Origin of the sequence: Streptococcus mitis (genome assembly GCF_946190065.1) — a bacterium.
Classification (GTDB): domain Bacteria; phylum Bacillota; class Bacilli; order Lactobacillales; family Streptococcaceae; genus Streptococcus; species Streptococcus mitis_DE.
This window is the reverse complement of record NZ_CAMHZD010000008.1, coordinates 20,973-40,664: the sequence shown is the minus strand read 5'-3', so window position 1 is coordinate 40,664 and position 19,692 is coordinate 20,973. Positions and strand designations below refer to the sequence as shown.

Here is a 19,692-nt window from a genome sequence, read left to right as displayed (position 1 = left end):
TGAAGACTCTAAAAATTGACGCCCATACAAAAATCCGATGAAGTTCATCGGACTCTTTTATTTTGAATTGTTGCCTGCTTTACGCTTTTCAGCAATTTCGGCTGCCTTTCGAGGCAAGACAATTTCCGTTGTGTAAGCTGTCCCAAAGCGCAAGACACCTGCAATAGGGGCAAAGACGACTGCTAGATAGTTATAGAAGAAATCGCCCTTAAAGGCATAAGCTAGCGCTCCAATGATGAAAAATAGAACGACTGCTTGAATCACTGCTAATAAAATTACTCGTTTCATGTGACCTCCTGACTCTATTATAGCATGAGAATCATCAAAAAGCTCACTAAATTATTCAAAGCGTGAAGAGAAATGCTGTAAAGAAGACCTTTTCGACTTACATAAGCCAGCCCCAAACTCAATCCTAGACTAGCATAAACCAAAAACTGTTGCAAAGTTCCTGGGAAATGAATCAAGGCAAACAGAAGACTAGATACCAGAAGGAAAATCAGAGTTTGTTTGCTATTGTTCTGCTTAGGAAAGAGGTAGCGTGCCAACATCCCTCTAAAGATAAGTTCTTCCGTCAAAGGAGCAAAAATAACGACCGCAAAGAATGAGAAAAGTGGTTGAGACAAGGTCAAGTCTATCGCTATTTGCTGATTTACTGAAGGATCATTTGGCAAGAAAAACTGGACAACCAGAGATAAGAACCAAACCAAGGCAGGAAGCCAAATAAATCGGTTGAAGCCACTCTTCTCAATACGAACAGGACCTTTCTGATACCATTTGTAAATGCCGTACACATAAACTCCAGCCAAGGCCACATAGAGCAAGGTCACAGCATAGGGGGAAGCTCCTAAGGCAAGCGAAGTAGTCGCGAGCCCTTGAATAAAGCCATAGCCAAAGAAAAAGGATAGAACAGCTAGAAGAAACCAGCCAAGGTTTTTAAGTAGTTTCATAGATAACTCCTATTTGAAATAGCGTTTTACCATAGGTAACTGCATCACATTGATATAAATATGGATTGCTCCTACAAGCAAGAAGGCTAGTAACTGAATCTCTCCTGTCAAGACAGAAATGAAAAAAAGAAAAATATATAAGACTGGTAAGACATACTGATTTAATTGGAATAAAATCCGAAAACTCTGTTCCAAATTAGCCTTGCGCTCCCCTTCATCGTAAGAATCGAAATGCTCCAAGATATCCTTTGGTGTAGAGAAAAACACCAAACCAATCTGACGAACAATCGCAATAGTCTTAAAAAGATAATTTTGAGCATTGAAAACCAACACTAATCCCAAAAAGGAAAGGGATAAGGTTATATGGCTAATATCGAGTACAATTACTTCACTTCCTGAAATGAAGAGAGCCAATAAAATCGCTACGCTTGCACTATTAAAAGCAATAGTTCCAAACTCGAGACTCCGATACATCTGCACATAATAGGTTTCATTCAGATCATCATCCATTTCCTCTTGATACAAGGAGTGAAATTTTCTGCTTTTCTTTAAGAAATTGAAAGTCAAAAGAAGACTAATGAAACCTATCAGTAAACAAATACCTGATATCCATGGTATCAAGACTTTCACATCTAACATAATTTCGTGGGATTCAGCACGTGCCTTAAACATCCCTACAAACATGCCCAAGAAACCTCCCAAGACAATAGACATCAAAAATAACAATCCACGTTTCTTTTTCATATTCATTCTCCTTATTCACTTGCTAGGTTTTTGGATTTCTTTTCAATCCATTCAACTACTGGGATGAGGGCAAAGTAGGCCCAAATAAATTGGTCACTTTGATAGGGATTAAACCAGCCTAGATCCATCCCAATTAGTAGAAACACGCTGACTAATAGAGCTATGGCAACTACATAATAGATTACTTTATACTTGTTCATCATTTTTCTCCTTTTTCTTCAACCAATTGAAAATGGACAAGAGGACTAAGTTAATCCAAAACAAATACTTACTTTCAACAAAATAGAACCACCCCAGTAATGTTCCAATCATAGCAAAGGCATTCACAATAAGGGCAAGAACACTCATATAATAAACCACTTTATACATGTTCATCACTCGTCCTCCTCCAAGCGAAATACCGATTCGACTGTTTCGTTGAAAATCTGAGATATTTTCAAGGCAATCACAACGGACGGGGTGTATTCGTCCCGTTCTAATAGGCTGATAGTCTGTCTGGAAACCTCTGCTAGCTTGGCTAGTTCGGTTTGATTGAGACCATCGCGAGCCCGAAGCTCTTTTAGACGATTTTTTAGTTGCATGTTACACACCTACTCTCCGTCAAATTCAACGGCTTGGATATCCTCAATACGTTGCAACTTGAATTTTTCTTTCCCATTTTTATCGACATGACGTAGTTTGACCCATTCCTCATCAACATCCACAACTTCCCATAAAGATGTTCCAAACACTTGTCCAACGATTGTTGGATTTTTCCCAATTAATTCTTGCAATAATCTTGACATATCTATATTTCCTTTCTCTTTTCTTTCGATTACCTTTAACCTCTTCTCTAACCGCTTGATTTTTTTAGATTGACTACTATAAATCAAGACGAGAAAAGGAAAAAAAATCCATACCCACATGTGACTCCCTCCTATTTCTTTATTTCTTAACTTGCTTACATTGTAACACATCTTTTTCTTTTTGACAATTATATTTGTCAAAAAGTTTATGATTTTTGTCATTTTGCAAAAGAAAAAGGTCAGAGTAGTTTTCTGACCAGTTTTTCTGTTATTAAAACCCTAGTTTTTCAAAGATTTCTGAGAAGTTTTGGCTGATAGTCTCAAGCGACACTTGCACTTCTTCTCGGGTTTGATTGTTCTTGACCGTCACTTGTCCGCTTTCGACTTCACTCTCTCCTAGGGTGATGAGGGTCTTAGCCGCAAAGACATCGGCTGACTTGAACTGAGCTTTGAGTTTACGATTGAGGTAATCACGCTCTGCTTTGAAACCTTGTTGGCGAAGGGCTTGCACCAATTCCAAGGCCTTGACATTTGCCCCTTCGCCCAAAACTGCGATATAAACATCTAGGGCGTTTTCGATAGGGAGAGACACACCTTGCTTTTCAAGAATGAGAAGCAGGCGCTCTACACCAAGTCCAAAACCAAATCCAGCAGTTTCAGGACCACCAAAGTAAGCAACCAAGCCATCGTAACGACCACCCGCGCAGACTGTCAAGTCATTGCCCTCTATCTCAGTGATGAACTCGAAAATGGTGTGGTTGTAGTAGTCCAAACCACGCACCATATTGGTATCGATGATATAGTCTACTCCAAGATTTTCCAACATCTGACGTACAGCATCAAAATGAGCTTGACTTTCTTCATCAAGGAAGTCCAAGATAGAAGGCGCATTCTCTACTGCTACCTTGTCTTCTTTTTCCTTAGAGTCCAAGACACGGAGAGGATTTTCCTCCAAGCGACGCTGGCTATCCTTAGACAAGGTCTCCTTGAGCGGTGTTAAATAGTCAATCAAGGCTTGGCGGTAGGTCGCACGACTCTCAGGATTTCCAAGCGTGTTGAGGTGCAATTTGACACCTTGGATGCCAATTTCTTTCAAGAAATGAGCTGCCATAGCAATGGTTTCCACGTCGGTAGCTGGATTGCTAGAGCCAAAACACTCAACACCAATCTGGTGGAACTGGCGCAAACGCCCTGCCTGTGGACGCTCATAGCGGAACATAGGGCCCATGTAGTAGAACTTACTTGGCTTTTGTACTTCTGGGGCGAAGAGTTTATTTTCCACGTAGGAACGGACAACGGGCGCTGTTCCTTCTGGACGGAGAGTAATATGGCGATCACCCTTGTCATAAAAGTCATACATTTCCTTGGTTACGATATCCGTTGTATCTCCGACAGAACGGCTGATAACCTCGTAATGCTCAAAAATAGGCGTGCGCACTTCTGCATAGTTGTAGAGCTTGAAAATCTCACGGGCAAAGCCCTCAACGTACTGCCATTTGGCAGATTCAGCAGGTAAAATATCCTGCGTTCCTTTTGGTTTTTGTAATTTCATAGGGAATCCTCTTTAAACTTAATAGTCTTATTTTACCATAAATAAAGGGATTAAAACAGTAAGAAAAAAATTAGGATTTATACTCAATGAAAATCAAAAAGCAAACTAGGAAGTTAGCCGCAGGTTGCTCAAAACAGTGTTTTGAGGTTGTGGATAGAACTGACGAAGTCAGTAACCATATCTACGGTAAGGCGACACTGACGTGGTTTGAAGAGATTTTCGAAGAGTATTAGATATCATTTTTGAGATTAATAACTGTCAAAAGAATAGCTAGGAAGGAAAAACCAACAAATAGTATCCAAGTCAACTGTATATTCCATACGGCTACAAGTGAAAAACAGGCTGTTCCCACAGGTATGGATAAGGTAAACAAGAGACCTAAAAAATTACTGGTACGAGCTAGAACCTCTGGAGCTAGATTTTTCATGAGCATGGCACTAATCTTTGGTTGAACTTTACCAGACACATACAGAGTTGAAAAGAGAAATAGTAAACCAAGTACGACTTGATTGAATAAATTAGCTAGACCAATTAGACTGAGTCCTACGGTCACCCACATCATCAATCTAGGCAAGGACTGCTTCCCAAAATAATCATTGCCCGTAAGGCTACTGATGATGATTGCTACTAAAACACCGAATTGATTGATAAATAGTGCCTCTGTGTAAGAAAAATTCAAGAGAGAATGGCTCAAAAAGAAGATGTTATAGATGCTTCCTAAAGCCCCACCCAAGGCATTGATAAGCAAGACAGCAAAGATCATGAATCCAAAGTTTTTCTGTCCACCTTTAAGAAAAACGAGACGTAAATTTCGATAAATCGTTAGGAACTGCTCTTTGATCGGAAGCTTCTCATTTTTTAGAATTTTACCATCAGCAGATGACATTGACAGGCTCAATTTGCTTTTTCCTAAAAAGAGGATAACGGCTGATACTAGGAAAAAACAGGCATTGATTCCCGCAACGAGGGAAAAATTGTTGACCGATAGACCTAAGAGCCAGACTCCAAAAGCTTGACCCCCAATAGCTGAAATATAGGTGATGAACTGTGAAAATGAGTAAGCCTCCATCAGATCATCTTCAGCTACTTTTTCCTTAATAAGAGGCATGCGCAAACCACCAGCAAAATCACTGATGACATCGCTAATGACATTGATTAAACACAGACTAGAAAAGGCAAAGAGACTAGCTTGCTGAACAACTAGGGCTGCTAGAAAAAATAAAACTGCCTGAAACAAACCGCTATAGATCATCCATTTGACCTTGTCCCTCGTGTAATCTGCCCGAATCCCTACAAAAACTGTAAAGAGAGTCGGAATAATCATGACAATATTCGCCATAGCAACAGCAAAGGATGCTTGTGACAAGGTCGATGCATAGACGATAAATACCAGGTTGAAAATCGAAGCACCAAAAGCATTGAAGAAGCGTGACAAAGTCAAGAGACGATAAGCTTGATTTCTGAACAATAGTTTCATAGGTAATCTCCCTTCTTGTTCAAATACTCAATGAAAATCAAAGAGCAAACTAGGAAGCTAGCCGAAGGCTGTACTTGAGTACGGCAAGGTGAAGCTGACGTGGTTTGAATTTGATTTTCGAAGAGTATAAGTTTTATGTGAAGTATGACTATAGTATAGCACTTAGAAATTTTAGAGGAAAAACTTTTGAATATATGCAACAAAAAAATGTGCACAAAGAAACGATAGAACTTATTTGATGACCTGAGAGAGCTCAACAATTCTATCACTTAAAATTTCAAATAATTTTCTTAGTTTGCAGATATTCAACAATCGGTCGTATTTCTATAGTATTCGGCAGATTTATTACACCCAAGCATCTCAAAAATACGGACAGCATCTTCCATCTTTTTCTGACCTTCCTTGACTCTGCCTTGCTTGCTATCAAGGAGACCTTCTGCCCACAAATAGACAATTCGGAAATAGGTTTCATTTTCATTGTAGAAATGCTCTTCGATAACACGTTTAAAATAAGAGGCATTGGTAAATTCTTCACACTCAATGCTAGCTAAAAAGCCATTCAATAGTATAGTGTGAAACAGGTTTCGATTACCAGACATTTCCATTAGAAAATCAGATTTACGTACCATCTCTCTAACATACCTAGTGAAAAGAGAAACAGATAGAAATGGTGAACTGACTGAAAATAAATTGAGTTCATAGATTCCCCAAATCTCGGTAGAAAACAGATAGTCATGAAGGACTTTCCCTTCCTCTGCCGTTAACTCTACCCTTTCATCCATACTCTTCATATAAGACTTGATAATAATGGCATTTAAAATATGCTTCTGTTTGTTTTGAGAATGGGCATGCTTTTGATACTCCTTGCGATACAAGTCCTCAAGCGGAGCTATATTCTTTGGATCCAAGACATCTATGATTTCTTTTCTCAACTCAGAATCTGTATCATACTGAAAACCTCTCGCCAGAAAGAGGATCTCCTCCACACTGGCAGATATATTTTCTAGGGCAAATAGAAACTTTTCCACCGAAAGCTCACTCTGACCTGTTTCAAATCGAGATAACATAGACGGCGAAAATTGTCCCCCAGTTGCTTGTCTCAGCGAGATATTTCTTGACTCTCGTAATTGTCTAAAGACTTTTCCAATCTGCTCCATAGGCTTCCCCTTGATTCAGTATTTTCTTCATTTTATCATATTTTTCAGAAAATTCATCAAAAACTTGCCAAATTGTCAGAATTATGAGAAAATAGAGGATATTTATCACGTGGAGGGACTGTAATGAGAGAGGATATCAAAATCAATGACCGTGCTTTGGCCTTACAAGACCAAATTATCGAAAAACTAGAGAAGGTTTTTGATACAGATGTGGAATTGGATGTTTACAATCTAGGCCTGATTTATGAAATCAATCTAGATGAAACGGGTCTCTGCAAGATTGTCATGACCTTCACCGACACTGCCTGTGATTGCGCCGAAAGTTTGCCTATCGAAATCGTGGCAGGTCTGAAACAAATCGAGGGTATCGAAGATGTCAAGGTTGAAGTTACCTGGTCACCTGCTTGGAAAATCACACGAATCAGTCGCTACGGCCGCATTGCCCTTGGACTGCCACCTCGTTAAGCAGGAAAATTACTTTTGAATATGAAAAAAAGCAAGCCGAAGTTGGCTTGCTTTTTGATACTCAATGAAAATCAAAGAGCAAACTAGGAAACTATCCGCAGGTTGCTCAAAGCACTGCTTTGAGGTTGTAAATAGAACTGACGAAGTCAGTAACATATATACGGCAAGGCGACGTTGACGTGGTTTGAAGAGATTTTCGAAGAGTATGAGTTTACTTTTTACCTGACTTGTCCATATTCCAGAAGTCTGTCACGGCTCCGCGTGAAGCAGATGATACGATATGGGCGTATTTACCGAGGACACCACGGCTGTAAAGTGGTGGCAAGGTTGTTTCTGCCTTACGTTTTTCAAGTTCTTCTTCGGATACGGCCATGGAAATTTCTTTGGTATCTTGGTCAACCGTAACGATATCACCTGTACGAAGGTAGGCAATTGGTCCACCATCCTGAGCTTCAGGAGCGATATGTCCAACAACCAGACCATAAGTACCACCAGAGAAACGACCATCTGTCAAGAGGGCAACCTTGTCTCCTTGACCTTTACCGACGATCATTGATGAAAGTGAGAGCATCTCAGGCATACCAGGACCGCCCTTAGGTCCAACAAAACGAACAACGACAACATCGCCATCAACGATTTCATCTGTCAGAACGGCCTGAATAGCATCTTCTTCTGAATCAAAGACCTTAGCTGGTCCAACGTGACGACGAACTTTAACTCCTGATACCTTGGCAACCGCACCGTCTGGTGCAAGGTTCCCGTTCAAGATGATAAGCGGACCGTCCGCACGTTTTGGATTTTCAAGTGGCATGATGACTTTTTGACCTGGTGTGAGGTCTGCAAAGTCAGCTAAGTTTTCAGCAACTGTCTTACCAGTACATGTGATGCGGTCTCCATGAAGGAAACCATTTGCCAACAGGTACTTCATAACCGCAGGGACACCACCAACTTCGTAGAGGTCTTGGAAGACATACTGACCAGATGGTTTCAAGTCGGCCAAGTGAGGCACGCGCTCTTGGATCGTATTGAAGTCCTCAAGTGACAAGTCAACATTAGCCGCATGGGCAATAGCAAGCAAGTGAAGAGTGGCATTGGTAGAACCACCGAGAGCCATGGTTACAGTGATAGCATCTTCAAAAGCTTCACGAGTCAAGATATCTGATGGTTTGAGACCAAGTTCCAACATCTTAACAACAGCACGTCCTGCTGCTTCGATGTCTTCTTTCTTATCAGCTGATTCAGCTGGGTGAGATGAAGAACCTGGCAAACTCATACCCAAAACTTCGATAGCAGTCGCCATGGTATTAGCAGTATACATACCACCACAGCCACCAGGTCCAGGGCAGGCATTACATTCGAGACGTTTCACGTCCTCAGCTGTCATATCACCGTGGTTCCATTTTCCGATACCTTCAAACACAGAAACTAAATCGATGTCTTTGCCGTCAAGATTTCCAGGTGCAATGGTTCCACCATAGGCGAAAATAGCTGGGATATCCATATTAGCAATGGCAATCATAGAACCAGGCATATTCTTGTCACAGCCACCGATAGCGACGAAGGCATCCACGTTGTGACCACCCATAGCCGCCTCGATTGAGTCTGCAATGATATCACGAGATGTCAAAGAGAAACGCATACCAGGCGTTCCCATGGCAATCCCGTCCGCTACCGTGATAGTCCCAAACTGCACAGGCCAAGCGCCTGCAGATTTGACACCCTCTTTAGCCAATTTCCCAAAATCATGCAAGTGGATGTTACATGGTGTATTTTCCGCCCAAGTCGAAATCACTCCCACAATCGGTGTTTCAAAGTCCTTATCTGTCATACCAGTCGCACGAAGCATAGCACGGTTTGGTGATTTAACCATACTATCATAAATGCTACTGCGATGACGTTTAGCTAATTCAGTCATTTGTTCCCTCCCATTTCAGTTTTTACTATTATAGCACATTTTAAAGGCAATGAACAGAAGAAAATTCTTGAATTTTCAGAAAATTCTATACACATATAAACATTTTAAATTAAAAACAACAAAGCGGATCAGGGCACTTTCTGATTACCAGAATATGCTTTTAATCCGCTCGCTTTAAATAACGTAATGTAATTTTTACAGAAGTTCTTTCAGATAAGTGTATTTAATATCTATCTTGCATTATAAAACGCTAAAACTTTCTCTTTTATATTCGATTCACTCAAACCATACTCATTAAGAAGATAATCCATTTTCCCTACTTGACCGAATCTTTCTTGAACACCCATCCGATGAATTTTTGTTATTCCATCATCAGAGAATAATTCACATAAAGCACTGCCAATTCCACCTATCTGATTGTGGTTTTCTACAGTAAATATAGTTTTTCCGCTTAACATTGTTTTTATCTGTTCTGGTATCGGTTTGATTCTAAATAAATCTATCACACCTACTGAATAACCTAATTTAGACAGTTCATCCGCAACTCGAATACTTGGAGCAACCATTATGCCAGAAGCAACTATTACAACATCTTCACCGTGTCTTAACTCAATGTAGCCTTTAGAAAAATCTTCTCCACCTTGATATACAGCCTCTGGAGCTTTTCTAATTGTTCGAATATATTTTAGTCCTTTTAATTCTAATGTCTGGTTCAAGATTTCACGAAATTGGATATCATCAGTTGCTTCAAAAATGATTGATTTAGGAATTAAACGTAACAATCCAATTTCTTCAAATGGCATATGTGTTCCACCATTCATCTCTGCCGTTACTCCTGCATCTGAGCCAATCACAGTGGCATCCAATTGTGCGTACCCAAGAGAAATAAATAATTGATCAAATACTCTTCGTGAAGCAAAAGGGCCAAATGTATGAAGATAAGGTCTAAACCCCTGAATAGATAAACCTGCTGCAAGCCCGACCATTTCTGCTTCCATGATCCCAACATTCACATAACGGTCTCCAAAGTCCTTTTCAAGATTATTAGTAGCCATCGAACTTGACAAGTCTGCTTCTAAAACTACTATATCAGAATAACTTTGGTTAGCTTCTAGAAGGAAATCTCTATACACATGTCGTAATTCTTTCGTACTTCTCATCATTCTGTTTCCTCCAATTCCTGACTTAATCTTTCTACAACTGAAGTTAACATTTGTCTCTCCTCTACAGTAGGGCGAAGATGATGATTGGATTTCATTTCTTCCAGCTCTCGAACTCCTTGACCTTTAATAGTGTCTAATACAATACACTTAGGGGATGAATTATTTGACTGTTTTAATTGGATAATCCCTTCATAAATTTCTCTAATATCTGAACCATTGACCCTAATGGATTCAAACCCAAATGCTGAGAATTTTTCTACAAAATCACCTGGATTACAAATATCCTTTGTAAAACCATCTAATTGTTTTTTGTTATCGTCTACAAATACAATTAAATTAGATAACTGTTGATGAGAAGCAAACTGTATAGCCTCCCAACATTGTCCCTCATTTAACTCACCATCTCCAACAATAGCATAGGTATAAAAGGGACTTTTTCTTATTCTCTGACCATATGCAAGTCCGGTTGCAACACTAATTCCCTGTCCTAAAGAGCCAGTTGTCATATCTATGCCCGGCGTTAGATTTCTATCAGGATGAGACGGTAATTTGGTTCCATTTGTATTTAAAGAATGTAAGAATTCTTTGTCAAAGAAACCATTCAAATAGAGTGTGCTGTACAAAGCTGGTCCAGCATGTCCCTTGGATAAAACAAAATAATCTCTATCTCGTGACGCAAATATTTCTGGAGTCATCGGCATTATTTCACCATAAAGCACTGCTAAAACTTCTACTATAGACAGACTCCCTCCATAATGGCCGAATCCAAGATGATTCAATGTTCTAAGAGTATTTAATCGGATTTTTGTTGCAAATTTTCTTAACTCATCTTCTCTATTTTCACTTAAAATCATCCCTTATTCCTCCTTTGCAGATGGCTTTTTAATAAAGGATACTCCAAACATAACTGCTAGAATAAGAACAAGACCAATAACAATGCCTGCTTGTGAGCCAAATTGATTCAACATTCCTAAAATAATTCCTGATAGACCAAAATCTGCATCTGAGAAAGTTGACCCTTGGAAACCAAGTCCTCCCAAAACTGGCATTAAAAAGACTGGAAGAAAACTAATTAAAATACCTTGTAAAAATGCTCCAATAGTGGCTCCACGAACACCACCAGATGCATTCCCAATGACACCTGCAGTCGCTCCACAGAAGAAATGAGGCACAACGCCTGGTAAGATGACAACCGTTCCTGAAGCAATCATAATTGCCATACTTACTAAACCACCAACAAAACTAGAGATAAATCCAATTAGGACTGCATTAGGTGCATAAGTATAAACAATCGGACAATCCAAAGCAGGTTTTGAATTAGGTACAAGACGCTCTGAAATACCTTTAAAGGCTGGAACAATTTCACCCAAAATAAGGCGAACACCTGCTAAAATAACAAATACACCTGCTGCAAATTGACCTGCTAATTGTAAAGCATAAACTAGACCACTTGTACCATTACTGATTTCTTTTTCTATATATTCTGACCCTGCAAAGATAGCTACAATAATGTAAATAACTGCCATAGATAAAGTAATACTAACAGTACTATCACGTAAAAAAGCTAAACTCTTTGGGAATTTAATGTCCTCTGTTGATTTTGATTTGTCACCGATAAGGCTACCAGTGAAACCACTTAACCAATATCCCAAAGAACTGAAATGACCTAAAGCCACCTTGTCATTTCCAGTTAATTGAACCATATATTTTTGCACAAATGCCGGGGAAACACTCATAATAATACCAAGTGCTAATCCTCCTAGTAAGATAAGAGGCAAACTTGTAAAGCCAGCAACTGATAAAATGACCGCAATCATACACGCCATATATAGAGTGTGGTGCCCTGTTAAAAAGATATATTTGAATCGAGTAAAACGAGCAATTAAGATATTGAATACCATACCTGCAAACATAATCATTGCAGTAGCTGAGCCATATGTGGTTAAAGCTACAGCTACAATTGCTTCATTATTCGGTACAACTCCAGATAAATGAAAAGCATGTTCAAACATGGTACCAAATGGATTCAAAGAATTTTGTACAATTCCTGCACCACCAGATACAACTAAGAAACCAACAAAGGTCTTAATTCCACCTTTAATAATATCAGGTAATTTCTTCTTCTGAAGAACTAATCCTAAGATTGCAATTAAAGCTACTAAAATAGCTGGTGTACTAACAATATCCAATATGAACTTCATCATGACGCTAGCCTCCTAAATAAGTCCTTTTTCTTCACAAAGTTTAGTAATTAATTCTCGTAGTTCATCCATATCAATAATACTATTTAAGATACGAACATCTCCAAGATGACTAGCTGAATCAGCTAAATCACGACCAACAATCCAAATATCAGCTGCATTTGGATCTGCTCCACCTAAATCATAGTGTTCAACTTCTACATCTGAAACATTCAAATCACTCAATACAGATTCAATATTCATCTGTACCATAAAACTTGAACCTAATCCTGAACCACAAGCTGTACCAATTTTTAACATTATCTAATCCTCCTGTTTAATTATCATTTCAATGTCATCATAGTTTTTTGATGATATTAAAGTTTGAACATGATTTTTATCTCTTAAAATTGTTGTTAAATGTGACAAAGCCTTTAAATGACTCTCATTATCAATAGCTGCAATACAAATCAACAATCTTACCTCTTGTTCTGGATTATCCAATAAATAAATCGGTTCTTCCAAAACTAACATTGACATTCCTATTTCATTCACACCTTCATCTGGCCGAGCGTGAGGAATTGCTACTCCCTTCCCTAAATTAATAAAAGGCCCAAACTCTTCTACTTTTTGAATCATTGCCTCAGGGTAGTTCTCAGTTATCTTATGTTGATCCAAAAGCGGTTTAGCTGCTAAACGAATTGCCTCCTTCCATCCTAATTTTTCCGAACTAACCTGATAAGTTTCTTTTGTAATTAATTCTTCTAACAATGGTAACACTTCCTTTCTGTTCATTTCTTGATAGAGATACCTCTTTAATGCTAATTTTAACTCTAATTCTTGTGTGATTACACTATATCGTCTTACTATGCTAATTATCTGATTAAGCTCAATATCTCGATACCCTGTATCTGGGAAATCTTTTGATACCAATTCAACTAACTGTGTTGTTTGTTCTTCCGTCATCATAACAGAAACTAGATAATTTGGCTTCTCTGTATCCACCTTTATAGTAGAAAAAACCATATCATAGTCACTACTAGTTTTCGCATATAAATCATCAATCTTTGAGGTTCCTATAAACTCAATCTGAGGGAATAATGCTAATAGATTCTCTTTTATCATCAATGAAGAACTAATTCCATTAGGACAAATAATTGCTGCTTTATAACATTTTTGAGGCAAAGTGTCTGCTTTCTTTAAATATCCTCCAAAATGGATAACAAAATATGCTGTTTCACTATCAGGTATGGGCTTGTCAATAGCGTCCATCAAGGGAGTCAAAGAATCTTTTACTAGTTCAAATAAATCAGGATAATGTTCTTTAACATGCAACACATATTCATTTGAGCTAGGTAAGCCGAACTTTAATCTATAGTAAGCCGGTATAAGGTGGCGGCGAAGATTTTCTCTCAATACTTCTCTTTGTTTAAAATGTAACAAAGAAATATCTTCCATTCTACTTATAATAGCCTCTGTTAATTGATTAAAGTAAACCGGAGCAACATCTACTTCACCTTCAAAGCAACTTGATAATAAAACTGTGACATAGCGATAATCATCCTCTGAAAATACCGTATCTATAATTCCCAAATCAACTACTGTATCTAATAAAATAGTCGTTATATCTTGAATAATAGGAGATACTAATGTCTCTGAAAGACATACTCTTTCAACATCCCTTTGATACCTACATATAATGAATACTAAACCGAAAAGGCAAACTTTTAATTGATTAACAATAGGTACTATCTGTAGCTTTTCATAATAATCTTTAACTACCTGATCAATCAAATCATAAGTTAATGAATACCCCCAACTGGATAAAACATAATCCAACCCCCAAATCCCTATGGAGGATTCCAGCAACTCACTAACCATTTGAAAAGCTAAACGGTGCTTATTCCACTCTGAACCGTGTAAAGTATAACCTTTTGCTCTACTGTACCCTAGCTCCAAATCATTATCTAACATAATCTTTCTTAATGATTGAATATCAGATAAGGTTGTATTCTTACTTACTTTCAAAAAGTCTTGGTAATGATTATTCGATATAAAATCTAATCGGCAAAAAGTGTAAAGATAGATTAATGCTAAGCGAGTCGACTTTGGTAAAACCAATTCATCCGACTTAATAATATCTGTCAAAGACTGCTTCGTACGATTTGATAAACTATAGCGACCTTGTTTTTTATCCAGCACTATCCCTTTATTAGCTAGATAAGGCACTAAATAATCTATTCCTTCTTTGACTTCCTTTATAGGTAAGCTCACCTTAACAGATAATTCATATAATGATAGCTCACAATGATCCATCAAAGTCATCAAAATAACTAGTGCTCTATAATCAAACATTTCTCTTCCTTTCTAACTACAATTATAGTGTAAAAGTTATAAGAATAAAAGAGTATTTCAGCACAATATAATCTCACTTCCTACAAGTAATTATTGGGCTGAAACTTTTTAGTGATTATTTGTCAACTTTCTATTAATTTTTAAAAACAAAATGATATCATTTAGATATCAAATAACAGAGGTCATTCTTATGACTGAAAAACTAATCAATTCAAAACTAAATGGTGTATTAGCATTGATTCTCATTGAGTTGACAATCGTACTTGGTATCTTTATATTTATAATGGGTGTTGGTTCGGAAAACATTTTTGGAATTATTATCGGACCTTTACTAATCGTAATTGCAGCGCTAACTCATGCTGGTTTAAAAGTTGTCAAACCTCAGGAGGCTATGGTTCTGACACTCTTTGGTAACTATACAGGTACCATCAAAGAACCTGGCTTTTACTTTGTCAATCCCTTCAGCGTAGCAGTCAACCCTGCAAACCACACTCGACTTGGACAAAGTGGTGATGTTAGCACAAAATCTCCTTTTTTAGGAGCTAAATCATCAAATGACAATGACTGCTTAGGAAATCCTTGAAGCACGTATCACTTACCTAGCTTATGCTCCAGAAATTACTTCCATTATTGATGCCCGTAAGATGATTGTAGATGGTGCTGTAGGAATGGTTGAAATGGCACTAGAACGGATCAATGAAGGGGAATTGGTAGAGATTGACGAAGAACGAAAAGCTGCTATGGTTTCCAATCTCCTAGTCGTCCTCTGTGGCAATCATGATGCACAACCAATTGTCAACACAGGAAGTCTTTACTAAAGATGGTTGAAGCTAAAAAAAGCAGATCCCCCTTCGACTCTCAACAAAGTTATACGCTGCACTCGCCTCATGGGCAGAAGATGACTTTCGTTCAGTCAATGGGCAAATCGAATATCTCCTTACAGAATGTGTCAAACAACGGAAGAAAGACGGAAAATACGTATCAGAAACCATTGACGAACCATTTGAGATTGACATTTAACACCTTCTCCTGTCTGCTAGGTCTGACAGGAGAATTTTTTCATCTTTTTTTGTCAAGTAACTTTACTTTACAAAAAAAATGTGTTATCCTAGTATGGTTGATGAAAATCAGTAGATTGAATCGAATATAAATACCTAAAGGAGAAATCAAAATGGCAGTACCTGCACGTCGCACTTCAAAAGCGAAGAAAAACAAACGTCGTACACACTACAAAGTAACAGCTCCATCTGTAAACTTTGACGAAACTACTGGAGATTACTCACGTTCTCACCGTGTATCACTTAAAGGATACTACAAAGGACGTAAAATCGCTAAAGCTGCATCAGCTGAATAATAGAAGGGAGATACCATGCGCGTAAATATTACACTTGAACACAAAGAATCTGGTGAACGCTTGTACCTTACTTCTAAAAACAAACGTAACACTCCAGACCGTCTTCAATTGAAGAAATACTCACCAAAACTTCGCAAACACGTTGTGTTTACAGAAGTTAAATAAGGTTTCATTACATTTCAGTACATGCTGAAAAACATTGATTTCATGCGATTTTTAAAATATTGAATTTCATTACAAATCATTTGAAATCAGTTCTATGGCAACCTTTTTGGCAACCTTTTTTGAAATAAAAAAGAAAGTCAACAATCGAAGAATATAAAGTCCTAGAAAATTCTTAGGACTTTTTTTATTCCTAAAAATTGTTGGAATAGCGCAGTCTTTTCAATAAATTTTAGGAATCCAAAAAAATCTTCCTACAATAAGTAAGAAGATTTTTTATTTTTTACTTTCTCATCCAAGAATCATGGACTAATTCATTAATTTGATGACTATATTTTGCATAGTTATAATGATAGTGATTAGAGGCTCTCGATAAAACATCCCCAGTTTTTTTATCAGGTTGAACATATTTCTCAAATTCTACTATAGGAATTATAAATAATTCGAGCCCTTGAATTTTATCATCTGATACTTTGCTTATGGCATAAGCAATACAATCAATATATTTTCCATTATTATATTTTTGAAATTTTTTAACAGTTTCATAGTTTGCTTCAACAGTAGTAGTTTCAGATTCTATCGGAATTGTTCTAGTAACAGGCAAAATTCTATATTTTTCTTTCCCTTTTATTGCTTTCAAATAATTTCCTTGGTTTGTTACAGTAAAGTTTCTAATCGATAAATTATATTTGATAAATTCTCTTAGACAATTTCTTGTATTACTCATTTATTCTATCCTTTTTTATATATCCTAATCCTAAACTTGCTAATAACCCTAAACCTAATAAGCCTAGCATTGTCTCCTCTGTTCCTGTATTTGGAAGTTGTTTCTTAGGTTCTGCTTTTGCATTTGTAGCTTGTGCAGGAGCTTGATACGTTCTATCTTCTTTGGTTCCTACTGTCGCAACTACTGCCTTATTTTGAGCCTTCCCATCCACAACATCAACTACTTTACCGTCAGCGTTAGTAACTTCTTTAGGTTGACCACCTGCTTTACGGATTGCGTCTGCTTTACGAGATAGCTCTTCCAAGCGACGTTTTTCAGCTTGTTCAGTTTCGTAGCGGTCTTTGAGGTCTTTCAATTTAGCAAGGATACGAGCCTTAGCTTCAGCGATACCCTCTAGGCGAGCCAACTCGTCCTTAGCAGTTTCCAACTCAGCACGAAGTACACCAAGCTTAGATTTAGCATCAGTAAGCTCTTTGTCCAAAGCCTTAAGGACTTCATTACGGTGTGTAAGGGCAAGAGCAAGGACTTCATAAGTGTCACTAGCTTCTTTAGATGCTTCACGTTTGCGAGCAAGGTCTTGACCAGCTGACTTACGAGCCAAGACTGCTACCTCATGAGCTTTAGTAAGGACTTCCAATTCACCTTTAGCAGTGGCAAGTGATTGATCAGCAGTAGATTGTTCAGCCTTAGCAGTTTCAAGAGCTGACTTAGCTTCAGCAAGAGCCTTAGCCTTGTCAGTTGCATTTGATTTAGCTAGAGCAAGCGATTCCTTAGCAGTTTGCAAAGCTTTAGTGTCTTGTGCTAGTTTAGATTGAGCGTCAGCAAGAGCTGTTTCAAGCGCTGGAACATCAATCTTGTTACCTACTACGTTAGAGAGGTTAGTACGAGCATCAGCAAGAGCTGTTTCAGCGTTGGTGTAGGCAGTTTGGGCTGATTGGACTGAAGATTTGGCTTGGTTGAGTTCAGAAAGGGCATTATCATAAGTTGATTGAGCCAATGTTAGTTTTTCTTGGAGAGCCTTAGCATTATTGTTTGCGGTAACTACCTTGGTTTTGTCGAACTTAGCATTTTCAGAGATACCATTATCAGATGTACCGTCGATGTGGATATTAAAGTTACCTTCGCTTGTAGGTTGGAAACCAACACCAATGTAGTTTTGATAAACTAGGTCAGGTTTGTTAATATCACTTAGACGAGCAAAACTAAGAGCATGCGCCCAGTTTAAACGCTCTTCTGAGTCAGAGTCTAGGAACAATCCAATAAGAATGTTCTTATAGATAACTTCTTTTAGCTCTGCTAAGTTTGATACCCCTTTCTCACTAAAGCCGAGGTTTTCTGAAATTAGGATACCATTTTTCGCTTCTACTCCGTCAAGAGCATCAAAGTCATGGTTTTCTTCTTCTTTAGACGCTTTTGCAACTTCTTTAGCAATACGCATAGAGTCTTCTGTTACGATAGCACGTGGTCTACCAAAAGCATCACGGATTTGGTTGATAAGGTCAGCCGTGAATAAGTTAATTTCACGCTCTACTTCTGGGGTAAGATTTTTAATGTCTACATTGACACTCTTATCTTTTTCTGGAGCCTTATATTTGTTAGGGTTACCTTCTGCACCCAAAATACCCCTGTTTTCAAGTTCTTTTTTACCTAAAGCCTTTAACTGGTCTGAGAAAGACATATTTTTAGTATTAGAGTACTCTCTTAGAAGTCTAACATACTCAGAACTAATATTAAGTTTCGCCTGACCACTGTCAACACTTTCCAACTCAGTCTTAGCACGGTCTAGGTCAATTTTGGCTGCATTGAGAGCATCTTGTTTTGAAGACTTGTTAGCCTTAGCATTAGCAAGGGCTGTAGTAGCTTGAGTAAGATTAGATTCAGCTTGAGATACCCCACCTTGTGCATCTTTGATAGCTTGTTCTTTGTTAGATTGAGCCTTTTTAGCGTTATCAAGGTTAGTCTGAGCAGTTTCTACTGCTTGATTGTCTTCGGTGACTTGATTAGTAAGAGTAGCTACCTCTTTTTCAAGGGGAGCAACATCAGTAGTAGATGAAAGAGAATCTACTTTCTTCTGGGCGTTAGCAACCTTTTCAGCAGTTGCAGTTGCAGTTTTCTCAGCATTAGATACTACTTTTGTTTGGTCAGCAACCTTCTCAGCAGTCGCAGATACAGACTTATCAGCGTCAGCTACAGTCTTTTCAGCAGTAGCAAGCTCATTAGCTTTCTTATCAGCGTCTGCCTTAGCCTCAGCTACCTTTTCAGGTGTAACAGTCTTAGCCTCTTCTACCTTTTTAGTAGTTTCAGCGATAGTCTTTTCAGCATTAGCAATGTTTACTTCAGTAGATGCAACAACTTCTTTTTGCTTAGCTACATCCTGACTAGCCTTATCAGATTCAGCCTTAGCCTTGTCAACATCAGCTTGACTAGGAACTTTAGGGACTACCTCGTCCTTAGCAACTACCCTAGTTGCAGGTTCATTAACGGCTACTTCAGTTTCATTAGCTGATACGCTAGTAGATACCCCTAAAGCCGAGATTGCAAGCGTTGAAATAACTGCACCTGTGCGCAATTTTTTGATGGTTCCGTGACCTTGAGTGTTTGATTCCATCGTATAAACTCCTTTATATCTTAAAAGACTGTTTTATGAATAATATTATACCACATTTTCCAGTCTTTAAAATACTATTTTTGTTATAATTTCAGTCTTTT

The 19,692-nt window shown here is 38.1% G+C and carries 22 protein-coding genes and 1 pseudogene; 5 read left to right on the top strand and 18 right to left on the bottom strand.

The features are described from left to right. Positions 1-57 precede the first annotated feature (57 nt). The 10 genes from OCF96_RS05145 to rgg all read right to left on the bottom strand — a co-directional run bounded on the left by OCF96_RS05145 (position 58) and on the right by rgg (position 6,662). Entirely contained in the window at positions 58-288 is a 231-nt protein-coding gene (locus tag OCF96_RS05145) for a hypothetical protein (protein WP_000832185.1), read from the bottom strand. Positions 289-305: 17 nt separating this feature from the next. Continuing rightward, entirely contained in the window at positions 306-947 is a 642-nt protein-coding gene (locus OCF96_RS05140) for a CPBP family intramembrane glutamic endopeptidase (protein WP_261446602.1), read from the bottom strand. Positions 948-956: 9 nt separating this feature from the next. Beyond that, positions 957-1,691, bottom strand: coding sequence for a DUF3169 family protein (locus OCF96_RS05135; protein WP_261446601.1), 735 nt, complete (start codon positions 1,689-1,691; stop codon positions 957-959). Between the two features lie 11 nt (positions 1,692-1,702). Beyond that, on the bottom strand, positions 1,703-1,891 hold the full coding sequence (locus tag OCF96_RS05130; RefSeq protein WP_049534884.1) for a hypothetical protein: 189 nt from the start codon (positions 1,889-1,891) through the stop codon (positions 1,703-1,705). After that, entirely contained in the window at positions 1,878-2,066 is a 189-nt protein-coding gene (locus tag OCF96_RS05125) for a hypothetical protein (RefSeq protein ID WP_001057594.1), read from the bottom strand. The genes OCF96_RS05130 and OCF96_RS05125 overlap by 14 nt, the downstream gene beginning before the upstream one ends. Next, a complete protein-coding gene (locus OCF96_RS05120) occupies positions 2,066-2,272 on the bottom strand; it encodes a helix-turn-helix transcriptional regulator (protein WP_001176233.1) in 207 nt (68 codons plus the stop codon). The genes OCF96_RS05125 and OCF96_RS05120 overlap by 1 nt, the downstream gene beginning before the upstream one ends. Before the next feature lie 9 nt (positions 2,273-2,281). Further along, a complete protein-coding gene (locus OCF96_RS10255) occupies positions 2,282-2,476 on the bottom strand; it encodes an aspartyl-tRNA synthetase (protein WP_239822581.1) in 195 nt (64 codons plus the stop codon). A 271-nt stretch (positions 2,477-2,747) separates the two neighbouring features. Next, positions 2,748-4,028: a histidine--tRNA ligase gene (hisS, locus tag OCF96_RS05110; protein WP_261446600.1), complete on the bottom strand. Its 1,281-nt coding sequence runs from the start codon at positions 4,026-4,028 to the stop codon at positions 2,748-2,750. Positions 4,029-4,257: 229 nt separating this feature from the next. Further along, positions 4,258-5,505 carry an MFS transporter gene (locus OCF96_RS05105; RefSeq protein WP_024056863.1) on the bottom strand — a complete coding sequence of 416 codons (1,248 nt, stop codon included), beginning with the start codon at positions 5,503-5,505 and terminating at the stop codon, positions 4,258-4,260. Between the two features lie 305 nt (positions 5,506-5,810). Next, the gene (gene rgg, locus OCF96_RS05100) at positions 5,811-6,662 is read right to left on the bottom strand and encodes a quorum-sensing system transcriptional regulator Rgg (protein WP_261446599.1); all 852 of its coding nucleotides are present in this window, start codon (positions 6,660-6,662) and stop codon (positions 5,811-5,813) included. Between the two features lie 123 nt (positions 6,663-6,785). Here rgg and OCF96_RS05095 point away from each other — a divergent pair, with 123 nt between their 5' ends. Beyond that, positions 6,786-7,127, top strand: a complete 342-nt coding sequence (locus OCF96_RS05095) for a metal-sulfur cluster assembly factor (protein WP_001206380.1) — start codon at positions 6,786-6,788, stop codon at positions 7,125-7,127. A gap of 211 nt (positions 7,128-7,338) precedes the next feature. Here the strand turns inward: OCF96_RS05095 and ilvD are convergent, their stop codons facing one another. From ilvD to OCF96_RS05065, 6 genes are all read right to left on the bottom strand, one after another. Further along, on the bottom strand, positions 7,339-9,042 hold the full coding sequence (ilvD, locus tag OCF96_RS05090) for a dihydroxy-acid dehydratase (RefSeq protein WP_223330821.1): 1,704 nt from the start codon (positions 9,040-9,042) through the stop codon (positions 7,339-7,341). Between the two features lie 230 nt (positions 9,043-9,272). Next, positions 9,273-10,205, bottom strand: coding sequence for a transketolase family protein (locus tag OCF96_RS05085; RefSeq protein WP_023947581.1), 933 nt, complete (start codon positions 10,203-10,205; stop codon positions 9,273-9,275). Then, positions 10,202-11,059, bottom strand: a complete 858-nt coding sequence (locus OCF96_RS05080; RefSeq protein WP_033687490.1) for a transketolase — start codon at positions 11,057-11,059, stop codon at positions 10,202-10,204. Before OCF96_RS05080 ends, OCF96_RS05085 begins: the two co-directional genes overlap by 4 nt. Before the next feature lie 3 nt (positions 11,060-11,062). Continuing rightward, positions 11,063-12,409, bottom strand: a complete 1,347-nt coding sequence (locus tag OCF96_RS05075; RefSeq protein ID WP_024056492.1) for a PTS ascorbate transporter subunit IIC — start codon at positions 12,407-12,409, stop codon at positions 11,063-11,065. 12 nt (positions 12,410-12,421) lie between these two features. Then, positions 12,422-12,706 carry a PTS sugar transporter subunit IIB gene (locus OCF96_RS05070; protein ID WP_000912476.1) on the bottom strand — a complete coding sequence of 95 codons (285 nt, stop codon included), beginning with the start codon at positions 12,704-12,706 and terminating at the stop codon, positions 12,422-12,424. Between the two features lie 3 nt (positions 12,707-12,709). Further along, positions 12,710-14,740 carry a BglG family transcription antiterminator gene (locus tag OCF96_RS05065; RefSeq protein WP_261446598.1) on the bottom strand — a complete coding sequence of 677 codons (2,031 nt, stop codon included), beginning with the start codon at positions 14,738-14,740 and terminating at the stop codon, positions 12,710-12,712. Positions 14,741-14,930: 190 nt separating this feature from the next. Between OCF96_RS05065 and OCF96_RS05060 the strand changes: the two are divergent. The 4 genes and pseudogenes from OCF96_RS05060 to rpmG all read left to right on the top strand — a co-directional run bounded on the left by OCF96_RS05060 (position 14,931) and on the right by rpmG (position 16,259). After that, a pseudogene (locus tag OCF96_RS05060) lies at positions 14,931-15,558 on the top strand (SPFH domain-containing protein). Positions 15,559-15,583: 25 nt separating this feature from the next. Beyond that, positions 15,584-15,760, top strand: a complete 177-nt coding sequence (locus OCF96_RS05055; protein ID WP_033608448.1) for a type II toxin-antitoxin system antitoxin — start codon at positions 15,584-15,586, stop codon at positions 15,758-15,760. 151 nt (positions 15,761-15,911) lie between these two features. Beyond that, positions 15,912-16,094, top strand: a complete 183-nt coding sequence (rpmF, locus tag OCF96_RS05050) for a 50S ribosomal protein L32 (protein ID WP_000290417.1) — start codon at positions 15,912-15,914, stop codon at positions 16,092-16,094. 15 nt (positions 16,095-16,109) lie between these two features. After that, a complete protein-coding gene (rpmG, locus tag OCF96_RS05045; protein ID WP_001265622.1) occupies positions 16,110-16,259 on the top strand; it encodes a 50S ribosomal protein L33 in 150 nt (49 codons plus the stop codon). A gap of 280 nt (positions 16,260-16,539) precedes the next feature. Here the strand turns inward: rpmG and OCF96_RS05040 are convergent, their stop codons facing one another. Next, on the bottom strand, positions 16,540-16,983 hold the full coding sequence (locus tag OCF96_RS05040) for a hypothetical protein (RefSeq protein ID WP_101782269.1): 444 nt from the start codon (positions 16,981-16,983) through the stop codon (positions 16,540-16,542). Next, positions 16,976-19,591 (bottom strand): SEC10/PgrA surface exclusion domain-containing protein, encoded by a 2,616-nt coding sequence (locus OCF96_RS05035; RefSeq protein WP_261446597.1) that lies wholly within the window; start codon positions 19,589-19,591, stop codon positions 16,976-16,978. Before OCF96_RS05035 ends, OCF96_RS05040 begins: the two co-directional genes overlap by 8 nt. Positions 19,592-19,692: the final 101 nt, after the last annotated feature.

Bases quoted from the DNA above. Each gene is read 5' to 3' on its own strand.
- OCF96_RS05145 (WP_000832185.1), bottom strand. From the start codon at position 288: ATGAAACGAGTAATTTTATTAGCAGTGATTCAAGCAGTCGTTCTATTT.
- OCF96_RS05140 (WP_261446602.1), bottom strand. From the start codon at position 947: ATGAAACTACTTAAAAACCTTGGCTGGTTTCTTCTAGCTGTTCTATCC.
- OCF96_RS05135 (WP_261446601.1), bottom strand. From the start codon at position 1,691: ATGAAAAAGAAACGTGGATTGTTATTTTTGATGTCTATTGTCTTGGGA.
- OCF96_RS05130 (WP_049534884.1), bottom strand. From the start codon at position 1,891: ATGAACAAGTATAAAGTAATCTATTATGTAGTTGCCATAGCTCTATTA.
- OCF96_RS05125 (WP_001057594.1), bottom strand. From the start codon at position 2,066: ATGAACATGTATAAAGTGGTTTATTATATGAGTGTTCTTGCCCTTATT.
- OCF96_RS05120 (WP_001176233.1), bottom strand. From the start codon at position 2,272: ATGCAACTAAAAAATCGTCTAAAAGAGCTTCGGGCTCGCGATGGTCTC.
- OCF96_RS10255 (WP_239822581.1), bottom strand. From the start codon at position 2,476: ATGTCAAGATTATTGCAAGAATTAATTGGGAAAAATCCAACAATCGTT.
- hisS (WP_261446600.1), bottom strand. From the start codon at position 4,028: ATGAAATTACAAAAACCAAAAGGAACGCAGGATATTTTACCTGCTGAA.
- OCF96_RS05105 (WP_024056863.1), bottom strand. From the start codon at position 5,505: ATGAAACTATTGTTCAGAAATCAAGCTTATCGTCTCTTGACTTTGTCA.
- rgg (WP_261446599.1), bottom strand. From the start codon at position 6,662: ATGGAGCAGATTGGAAAAGTCTTTAGACAATTACGAGAGTCAAGAAAT.
- OCF96_RS05095 (WP_001206380.1), top strand. From the start codon at position 6,786: ATGAGAGAGGATATCAAAATCAATGACCGTGCTTTGGCCTTACAAGAC.
- ilvD (WP_223330821.1), bottom strand. From the start codon at position 9,042: ATGACTGAATTAGCTAAACGTCATCGCAGTAGCATTTATGATAGTATG.
- OCF96_RS05085 (WP_023947581.1), bottom strand. From the start codon at position 10,205: ATGATGAGAAGTACGAAAGAATTACGACATGTGTATAGAGATTTCCTT.
- OCF96_RS05080 (WP_033687490.1), bottom strand. From the start codon at position 11,059: ATGATTTTAAGTGAAAATAGAGAAGATGAGTTAAGAAAATTTGCAACA.
- OCF96_RS05075 (WP_024056492.1), bottom strand. From the start codon at position 12,409: ATGATGAAGTTCATATTGGATATTGTTAGTACACCAGCTATTTTAGTA.
- OCF96_RS05070 (WP_000912476.1), bottom strand. From the start codon at position 12,706: ATGTTAAAAATTGGTACAGCTTGTGGTTCAGGATTAGGTTCAAGTTTT.
- OCF96_RS05065 (WP_261446598.1), bottom strand. From the start codon at position 14,740: ATGTTTGATTATAGAGCACTAGTTATTTTGATGACTTTGATGGATCAT.
- rpmF (WP_000290417.1), top strand. From the start codon at position 15,912: ATGGCAGTACCTGCACGTCGCACTTCAAAAGCGAAGAAAAACAAACGT.
- rpmG (WP_001265622.1), top strand. From the start codon at position 16,110: ATGCGCGTAAATATTACACTTGAACACAAAGAATCTGGTGAACGCTTG.
- OCF96_RS05040 (WP_101782269.1), bottom strand. From the start codon at position 16,983: ATGAGTAATACAAGAAATTGTCTAAGAGAATTTATCAAATATAATTTA.
- OCF96_RS05035 (WP_261446597.1), bottom strand. From the start codon at position 19,591: ATGGAATCAAACACTCAAGGTCACGGAACCATCAAAAAATTGCGCACA.